This window comes from Aequorivita vitellina (genome assembly GCF_022008365.1).
Taxonomy (GTDB): domain Bacteria; phylum Bacteroidota; class Bacteroidia; order Flavobacteriales; family Flavobacteriaceae; genus Aequorivita; species Aequorivita vitellina.
The window spans coordinates 1-9,615 of the sequence record NZ_JAIRBA010000051.1 but is presented as its reverse complement, the minus strand read 5'-3'; the positions used below and the strand labels follow the sequence as shown (position 1 = coordinate 9,615).

Genomic DNA, 9,615 nt, shown 5'->3' with positions numbered 1-9,615 from the left:
CCTTCCGTCAGCTGGGATTGAGATTTGGAAGTATGATGGAACATTGTTGCCCAGCTGCCACCTTCCCCTTCAAGGAACTTGATTCTTTCAAATTACATTATTTCGAAGGGGAAGGAGCGCGGTGGTACTAAAAAATAGAGATAAAGTTAAAAATGACGTAAGACGGTAAGACGTAGGACGTAGGACGAAATCGAAATCGAAACCGAAATCGAAATCGAAATCGAAATCGAAGATGAAGATGAAGATGACGTAGGACGGTAGGACGTAGGACGTAGGACGAAATCGAAACCGAAATCGAAATGAAGATGAAGAGGAAGAGGAAAATGACGTAGGGAAGATGACGTAGGACGGTAAGACTTAGGACGTAGGACAATTTGTCAATACTCAAAGCTTTGGCATGTGTAAATAAATGATCTCAGTAGCAATCAAGACGCTACTCACCCCCACTTTGAAGGGGGGGCAGGGGGGATGTTTGGACAGTTGAAACGAAGTCGCCTACACCTCACCCCCATCCCGAAGTAAATTCGGGACAGGCTTTAGAAGGGGGGGCAGGGGGGGATGTTCTGCTAAAAATCAAACCCAAGCCCAAAAGTCAGCCTAGTCCCTTCTTTAGAATTAAACAGGCTTAGGTTGGCATTTAGGCCGCCGGAGCCGTTGATCCAGAAGCCACCGCCGCGGGAGTTGTGCCATTTTTCGGAATTTTCCTGTGGCAGCCATACCCTTCCCAGGTCGAATCCGCCATACACCCCAAAGTGAAATGGGATGAGTCCGATTTTAAATTGCGGCAGGCTGTAGCGTAGGTCGGCACTACCCACCAGAAACGATTTACCCGTAAAGCGCTGTTCGCGGAAACCTCGCAGGCCGTTGTGGCCACCGAGGTTTGCGGCTTGGTAGAATTGGTATTTGGTACCGAGGTTAAGTTGGTATCGCAGGTTGGTTTTTAGGACGAGGGTGCGGTTACGAACTAGGGAGTTGTAGAAGCCAAGGCGGGTTTTTAGAAAGCCAAAAACATCGTCCATATCTTCGAGGTTGTCGGTGACCCCAAGGTTTAGGTCGAACATCAAACCGATGGTTGGGTTTAGGGCATCGTCGAAACTGCGGTAGTGGTAGATGCCTTCGAGGGTACCGAAGTAGCTGGTTTCGCCTTTGTTTTGTAGGTTGACCGTAGAAATGAAATTGGATGATGAGTTGTTTACTTCGTAGGCATCGAAGGTGGTTTGCAGTTTGTAGAAGCTACCGAAGTTACTATTGCGCAGGAGGCCGACGTTTCCGGAGATGTGTTGCACTTCTATCCTATTGTATTCATAGCCTTTATCCTGTTGTTGGTTTACCGTTTCGTTACCGAGACCAAAATAATTCATCGTAAAATTGGAACTGGTATATCGGCCACCAAAGCTAAGGTTTAGGTCGTCTTTTATATTGGCAAATTCGCCGGAATAGGAAATCTCGAAGCTATTGATATCGGTGAAGTAGGCTGCATTAAATATATGTTGTTGTGAAAAGGGGTTGCGTTGGAAGCTCTCTACCGTATAGTTGTACTGTAGGGCGGCCCGGAAGCCATCGTCTGGGTTATAGCCAATGGCGGAGAGGAGGTTTTGGGAGCGTTCAATTTGTTTTCGGTAGTCGTAGGTATTAAGGTTATACACATTGGTAAGACGTAGGTTGCCCCCTTTTTTTGTCTGTACAATGCTGGGGGTGTCTTCAAAGTCGTAAACCTTAACTGCTTTCCCTTCGTTAAGGGCGAGGGTATCTTGATCGTGGCCGCCAATAATACGGATAAAGATACGGGGGTCGTGGTTGCCATTGACGGTAAACTTATCTTTTCCTCCCAGGCCATAGATCCAGAGTTCCTTCGTGTCTTTATGGGAGTAGGTGCGGTTTAAAAGCGTATCGGACTTAATGCCTTGCATAGTGGTGAAGCTACGAACGTTTGTTTTACCGTCTGGGAGGCGGGTTATTTCAAATTGGTCGTTATAGTCTGTACCCACTATGGTTTGTAAGGTGGAGAGGTAGGTGTAGTAGTTATCGGCTATGTTTACCAGTTGGGCTTTTCGGAGTTTTAGTTTTTTCTTTATTTCGGCTAGAGCTTCGTCTTGCACTTGTGGGGGGATGTTGTTAAAGGCCTTGTCGATTACGGCATCGGTGATACTATCTTGAATTTGTGCGGCCAAGAATTTCCATTGGGAGCGGCCTGAGTTTCGGAGGAGGGCTCTATCGAGGATAACCCCTTCCTTATTAAACCAGGCTAGATTGGTTAGATTTTCGCCATATACGTGACGTTGTAGGCTACCGCTAAAGAGGGAGCGGGTGAAATCGAAGATATTACCTTCAAAGCTAGAAAAGGCATTATCGCGGTTATTGGGGATGGGGACAAAGACATTCTTTTTATAGCGGTTGAAGTATTCGGCCCATTGCCAGTGGTTGGGCTCGCGGTCCCAGTTACCGATAAGCATATCGAAGAGGCGGGATTTGATATAGTTTTCCTCATCGACATATACATCGCCTGTTTTTCGGATTTTGATGAGAATATCGTCTGTAGTTTCTACGTCGTCTGGATATTTAAACAGCCCCTCCCCTTCACTCTTTTCGGAAGGTTCCACTGCGATAAGGTAAAGTTGGTCGCCAAAATTATCGTTGTAATTACCCAGGCGTTTTTGTTTGGGGACGTAGTAAAGTTGTGGGGTGGTATAAAACACATTGATGGCGCGGGCCAGGTCTGGAACGGCCATAATAGCGTATGGATGGGTGGCGGTATAGAAATTAAAACCTTGGCCTTTTACCGATGGGGATTCTACTTTTTCGGGGCTGGCGGGTTGGTTTTTAGCTTCGTTAAGCTGTAGTTTCCGGGCAATTTGCAGGGCGTTTTTGCCCATGGCGCGCATGCGGTATTTATTGCCGTAATTATCTTGTAGCAGGAGGGATTTATAATCGGCGTCTTTGTTTTGTTGCAACACGTGGAGGCCGCCATAGAGCGTATCGAGGGAGGCTACTTGAGCGGTAACGGGTTGGGAGTATGCGTTTTTGTATTTGGCACCCCAAACGGTTTTAAAGAAGAGGGCTTCGCGGATGCTATCTTGTTTAAAAATGGGCACGGTGTATTCTTGTGGGAATACTTCGGGGTATTTGGAGAGGTCTTCTTGTTTGGGAGCTGGGATTATTTCCTTTTGAAATAGGAGTTTGGGTTTATAGTTTTCCCCTTTTTCGAAGTAGCGCACCCAAGAGGAGCCATCGGTAAAAACATCTAAAACGGCGAAGCCTAGGGCGCCTGTACTGAAATAGCCATCTTTACCGGTGGCGGCATAGGATTCCTTTGCGCCGGCACCCGAGACTATTTGCCGAAGGCCGTCTTTTTCTATATACTGTAAGTTGTGGTCGTGGCCAGACACAAAGACGAGTTGTTTGTGGTTTTTAACCATGGCCTTTAGCTTGTCCATTAAGTTGTTGTACAGCTCGTTGTATCTATCCTGCACGGAGACGCCCCCTTGGGAGCGGATTTGCACCACGAGGGATGATAGGATGGGCATGGGTATTTTTTTTTGAAGCGGGTACAGATGTTTTTCCAATGCGAAATACCCCCCGTGGTTGCCATTGGTAAACATGGGGTGGTGCATGGCGAAGACAACGGTTTTATTTTGGTTTTTTTGAAGTTCGAGTTGGAGGTTTAAGAAGAATTTTTCACGGGTTTTTATATCGCAGTTTTTATTGATGGAGGGGTTTTTATTCCAGTCTTCGAGAAACCATTGGGTATCGATAATTATGAGTTGGATGTTATCGGTTACGGCAATGCTTTCTAGGGCGCAGCCATTGCTGGGGCGGAAGGCATCTTGTTCTGGAAAGAGGGATTCTACGTAGTTTTCTTCGCGGGCTACCCCCACTACCCCATTGTTATACCATTCGTGATTGCCGGGGATAAAGATTGTTTTGCCGTTGTAGTTTTTTACCGCTTTGAATTGGGCATCGATCGCATTTTCCGATTCCTTTCGGCGGGGGTGGCCTTGGGGGTCCATGCCGGAGGGGTAGATATTATCGCCTAGGTAGAGGGTGTAATTGTCTGGGGTGTTTTCGGTTTTAAGGTATTCGTTAAAGGTGGCGAGGGCGTCGTTCATTCCGCCCATAGGGGAAAGCCCCGCATCGCCAACCAAGTAAAAGGTTTTTTCTATTTTTTTATTTGAAGGGTAAATGGGGTTTGCATCCGGTTCCTTGTACTGGGGGGCATAGGTAGCACAGGAAGTGAGGAGGAAAACCGTTGAAAATATATAAAAACACTTTTTAAAAATCATAAATAATTACATTGAAAGCGCCAAGCCAAAGGTGAAGCGCATTCCTTCATCGCCAGTAAATAGGTTAAAGGTACCACTTACCAAGTCGGCAGAATTTATCCAAAAACCCCCACCGTAGGAACTGTGCCATACATTGGAAGTATCATTGGGCACCCATACCCTACCCAGATCATAACCACCAAAAATACCAATTTGTACGGGTAATAGTGCGGTTTTAAATTTAGTAAAGCTATATCTTAAATCGCCACTACCAACGGCAGCCGTTCTTCCGGTGAAGCGTTCGTCGCGGTAGGCACGAAGGCCGGTATCGCTACCTAATTGTGCGCCTTGGTAGAATTCAAAATTATTACCGATGTTAATCTGCCCACGGAAATCGGTTTTTAAAACCAGCTTTCTATTGCGGGTTATGGCCTTGTAAAAAACGAGTTGCGGGTTGATGTATCCAAAAATATTATCGGTTTCTTTAACATTTTGTGTGCCTCCAGCTTCAAGGGTGAAGTCCATGCCTCGGGTGGGGTTTACTTTGTTGTCGTAGCTTTGGTATTGGTAGGTACCTTCCAGGGTTGCGAAGTACTTGGTTTTATCGAGTTCGGTGATGGGGGTTGTGAGGGCGGTGATGTATCTGTCTGGGGTGGCCTCCACTTTTACGCCTTGAAAGGTGGCTTCAAACTGAAAAATACTGCCGTAGGGGGAGTCTTTTTTGATGCCAATGGAACCGCCATAGCCGCCAATACGCACACGGTTGAAGTCTTTTCCCGCGTCGAATTCATAGTCGGGGTTTATGGTTTCGTTACCAAAGCCGAAGAAGTTTTCGGAAAAGTTGGGGTTTTTAAAATGCCCTTTTAGCAAAAAGTTCCAACTGCCGATGATGTTTGCGAATTCACCTTTATAATTTACTTCAAAACTATTGGTAGCCGTGTAATACCCCAGTCCGATGCTGTGTTGCTGTGAAAATGGATTTCTTTTAAAACCATATTTTGTAAGCACATAGGAGGGCCCTATTTTAACGCCGTCGTCTGGATTGTAGCCTAAGGTTGGGAGAAAGAGGTTTACGGATTTTATTTCCTTTTTGAAATCGTAGGTGTTAAAATCGTAGTTATTGCTAAGCTTTACACTGGCGCCCCCTTTTTCTTCTATGGTATTCTTTTTACTTTTTTGGTCGTAAATCTTTACATTTCTGCCGTTGGCAATTTTATAGGTATCGTTGTTTTGCCCTCCGATAATGCGGATAAAAATAGGGTTGTTGCCCTTGCCGCGCACTTCAAAAACATCGTCGTCGTCTAGGCCGTAGATCCAAATTTGTTTTGTCAATTTGGCCTCGTAGGTACGGTCGAGCATTAGGAAACCTTTTTCGCCATCTTTTATACGGTAGGCTTTTATATTGGTCTTTCCGTCGGGCAAGCGGGTAACCTGGAAGTAATCGTCTTTATCGGTGCCTTTTACAATCTGCAGTTTTGCGAGATGCTCGTAATATTCTTCGGCGATCTTTACAATATTATCGCGTCTGCCCTTTAGTTTTTGCTTTATTTCGGCAGCGGTTTCATCTTGCACTTCCAGCGGAAGATCTTTAAAGGCGTTGTCTATTACTCGATCTGTAATATTGTTTTTTATAAACTCTGCTTCTGCGAGCCAGGTTTCTTCACCAGCGCGCTGTAATAAGGCACGGTCTAGCTTGATACCCGCTAGGTTGAGGCCGCCGGTGTGTTTTACCTCTTCGTCATAAACCTGAAATTGGCGGGCGGTACTAAATAAGGTGCGGGCAATGTCTAGCAGGGCACCGTCAAATTTGGAATACACTTGGTCGCGGTCTCTGGGGATAGGCTCATAGAACCTGCTACCGTCTTCTTTTTTGTGCTCTGTAAAGCGCCATTGGTCTGCGTGGCGGTCCCAATCGCCTACCAGCATATCGAACACACGTGCGCGAACAAAGGACTTTTCGTCGAGGGTATATTTTTCGTCTTCCCGAAGTTTTTCGAATAGATCGTCTGTGCTTTCCATATCGTCTGGATAGTTAAAAATAGCACCGGTAAACGTTTCATCGGGTCTTTCAACTATCATATACAATTCGTCGCCGTAATTTTCATTAAAATTGCCCAATGCGAATTGCTTGGGGACGTAAAACAGTTTGGGGTTGGTATGCAGTAAATCTGCCGCAGCAGCCAGCTTCGGAATTGTAAAGGCGCCATAGGGATGCGCAGCGGTATAAAAATCGAGGATAAGGTCTTCGGGGATTGTATTTACAAAATCGCTTTCGATCTGCTTGTCCTTAATAATCACGGTTTGTAAAAACTGCACCGCACTCTTTTTTAGCGCCCGCATATTATAGGTACGGCCGTCCTTATCTTCCAATCGCAAGGAACGCGTTTGATGTCCGCCACCAGCGCGCATTACTGCAAGTCCGCCGTAGAGGGTATCTAAAAGTACCGTTTTGGCAGTGACAGGAGTGCCGTAAATATCTCTGTAATGTTCACCCCAAAGGGATTTATAAAAGCCAGATTTGTTTATTAACTCATCGTCATACACCTGTGCTTTAACCGTTTCTGGGAAGTTTTGGTGTAGCAGTGCAAGATCGAAATTGGCAATTGGGGGATGGATTTCCTTTTTATAGATAGTAGCATAGCCGCCATCGTCGGTGGCTTTGTAAAACTCTACCTGCGTAGCGCCATTTTTTGTAACATCTAAGCGTGCAAAACCTTGATGGCCGTACGCAAATTGGCCGAATTGCCCAAGTGCCGCAGCTGTAGCACCAGAGCCGGAGCCAGCAACAATTTGCTTGAGGGAGCCCTCTTCACTATACTGCATAGACTTATCCTGCCCCGAAACGAAAACCAGGCGTTTTATATCTTTGGTAAGCACTTTAATTCTGCTCATTAAATCGTTATAACGCTCGTTGTAGCGGTCTTGCTTAGAAATAGCACCAAGGGTTTTGACGGGTTTTATAAAGGTGCTAAAGAAGTCTTTGTGGATTAACGGGTATTTGCCGCCGTGCTCGCCATTCGTAATAAGGGGATGGTACATGGCGAAAACGATGGTTTTATTGGCGTTCTTTTTTAGTTCGCCCTCAATTTCGAGGAAGAACTTATCGCGGGTTTTAATCTGACATTTATCGTTCATCTTGGGGTGTTTGTCCCAGTCTTCTATAAACCACTGTGTATCTAGCGCCAAGAGATGTACATCGTCATTAATATCAATACTTTCCAAAGGGCAGCCGTTGTTGGGTTGGAGGACATCGGCATCGTTAAAACGGGCTTTTAGGAAGTCTTCTTCCAACTCTAAGCCATCTACCCCACCCTGCCAGTCGCGATCGCCGGGAAGGACGATCACTTGGCCTTTAAAACCTTTTAAGGCGTCTATTTGCAGTTGCATGGATTTTTCGGCTTGTGCCTTTGCTGCTTCGTCTTTTGGGGGCATGCCGGAAGGGTAAAAACTGTTTCCTAAAAACAGTACGTAGCTGTCTTCGGAATTGTTTTCAGAAATATAATTTTGAAGGGATTTTACAGCTTTTGAAAGGTGATTGGCATCGTGACCCGTATTGCCCACCAAGAAAAACGTTTTGTTTACTTGATCTGGATCGATTTGAGTAGCGGTGGCATCTGTTGCGTTTGTGTACAGGGGTTGGTAAGTAGCACAGGCCGAAAGTAGCAAGGTGGCAAGAAAAGTTATAATGATGTTAATTTTATTCATATGTATATATGTAGGGTGTATTTTTATTACTTTGGATACCTAAAAAATTTATATGAGCGATATTGTTGAAGCTACTGATAATTTTGTCTTCAAACTGTTTAAAGACAAGCTTCCAAACACTTTTGTTTACCACAACTACACCCACTCAAAACGTGTTTATAAAAGTATAAACGAAATTATTGAAAACTCCCAATTTGATGTTAAAGATGCTACTATACTGCGATTAGCGGCGTTGCTGCACGACACGGGGTATATTGTAAAGCGTGAAAACCACGAGGAAGAAAGTGCGAAAATAGCACGGGAATTTTTGGAGGAACAGGATGTTGAACCCGATATAATTGAAGGAGTTGAAAAGTGTATTCGGGCTACAAAATTTAAGGATACCGTCCCCAAGAACGATTTGGAAAAAGCTATTCGCGATGCGGATAGTTCGCATTTTGGGAAGGATTATTTTGAAGAGGCCAGTGAGTTTTTACGGCAGGAATACCTATTTCAAGATGTACACAATTACTCTTCAAAGGAATGGCAGGATGAGAATATAAAGGTTTTGGTGGAAGACCATCAGTTTTATACAGATTACGCCTTAAAAAATTGGCAGCCTGAAAAGGAAGAGAACTTAGCCGATTTATTAAACAGTAGGAGAAAACGGAAGGAAAAGGTTCAAAAGGAACGCGTAAAGGCAAAGTTAAAAGCCAAGTATAAAAACGACAGTCCGGAGCGGGGCATACAAACCTTTTATAGAACGGCACTCCGCAACCACATGAAGCTGAGTGATATAGCCGATACGAAGGCGAATATTATGCTTTCGGTGAATGCTATTATAATTTCGTTGGTGCTGTCTAATCTTATTTCGAAGTTGGACAACAACAACTACTTAATAATTCCGACGGCTATTTTTATTCTCTTTAGTGCTATTACGATGATACTGGCGGTAATTGCCACGCGCCCCAACGTTACCCGCGGGGAATTTACCAAGGAAGATGTCGCTAATAAATCGGTTAATTTAACCTTTTTCGGGAATTTCCACAAAATGGAATTGGAGCAGTATGAGTGGGCGATTGAGGAGCTTTTAAAAGACAGAAACTACGTGTATAAATCGCTGACCAAGGATTTGTATTTCTTGGGAAAAGTATTGGATAGGAAGTACCGTATTTTAAGGTTGACCTATACCATTTTTGTTGCGGGAACGATTATTTCGTTGATTGCGTTTGCGGCGTTCTTTTATGTGGAGATGTGAGATTTGAGATGTGAGGTTTGAGATGTGAGATTTGAGATTTGAGATGTGAGATTTGAGATGTGAGATGCTAGAGGCTAGAGGCTAGAGGCTAGATGCTAGAGGCTAGATTCTAGACGTAGGACGGTAGGACGTAGGACGAAAATGAAAATGAAAACGAAATCGAAATCGAAATGAAGATGACGTAGGACGGTAAGACGTAGGACGTAGGACGAAACTGAAATCGAAATCGAAATCGAAATCGAAATGAAGATGACGTAGGACGGTAGGACGTAGGACGTAGGACAAATTTGAACGCGAAACGGGAAAGTTAAAATCGAAGACGATACTTCTGGATGACGCTACTCACCCCCTCCCGAAGTAAATTCGGGACAGGCTTTTGAAGGGGGGGCGGAGGAAGATGTGAGATTTGAGATT

At 44.7% G+C, this 9,615-nt stretch carries 3 protein-coding genes; 1 reads left to right on the top strand and 2 read right to left on the bottom strand.

Going from position 1 to position 9,615, the window contains the following annotated elements:
• Positions 1-566: 566 nt before the first annotated feature.
• Together K8089_RS15650 and K8089_RS15645 are read right to left on the bottom strand one after the other, a co-directional pair.
• Positions 567-4,280 carry a metallophosphoesterase gene (locus K8089_RS15650; RefSeq protein ID WP_237604240.1) on the bottom strand — a complete coding sequence of 1,238 codons (3,714 nt, stop codon included), beginning with the start codon at positions 4,278-4,280 and terminating at the stop codon, positions 567-569.
• A 6-nt stretch (positions 4,281-4,286) separates the two neighbouring features.
• Positions 4,287-7,964: a BamA/TamA family outer membrane protein gene (locus K8089_RS15645; RefSeq protein ID WP_237604239.1), complete on the bottom strand. Its 3,678-nt coding sequence runs from the start codon at positions 7,962-7,964 to the stop codon at positions 4,287-4,289.
• 52 nt (positions 7,965-8,016) lie between these two features.
• Between K8089_RS15645 and K8089_RS15640 the strand changes: the two genes are divergently transcribed.
• The gene (locus tag K8089_RS15640; protein WP_237604238.1) at positions 8,017-9,201 is read left to right on the top strand and encodes a Pycsar system effector family protein; all 1,185 of its coding nucleotides are present in this window, start codon (positions 8,017-8,019) and stop codon (positions 9,199-9,201) included.
• Positions 9,202-9,615 lie beyond the last annotated feature (414 nt).

Excerpts from the sequence above, each read along its gene's own strand:
- K8089_RS15650 (WP_237604240.1), bottom strand. The coding sequence starts at position 4,280 with ATGATTTTTAAAAAGTGTTTTTATATATTTTCAACGGTTTTCCTCCTC.
- K8089_RS15645 (WP_237604239.1), bottom strand. The coding sequence starts at position 7,964 with ATGAATAAAATTAACATCATTATAACTTTTCTTGCCACCTTGCTACTT.
- K8089_RS15640 (WP_237604238.1), top strand. The coding sequence starts at position 8,017 with ATGAGCGATATTGTTGAAGCTACTGATAATTTTGTCTTCAAACTGTTT.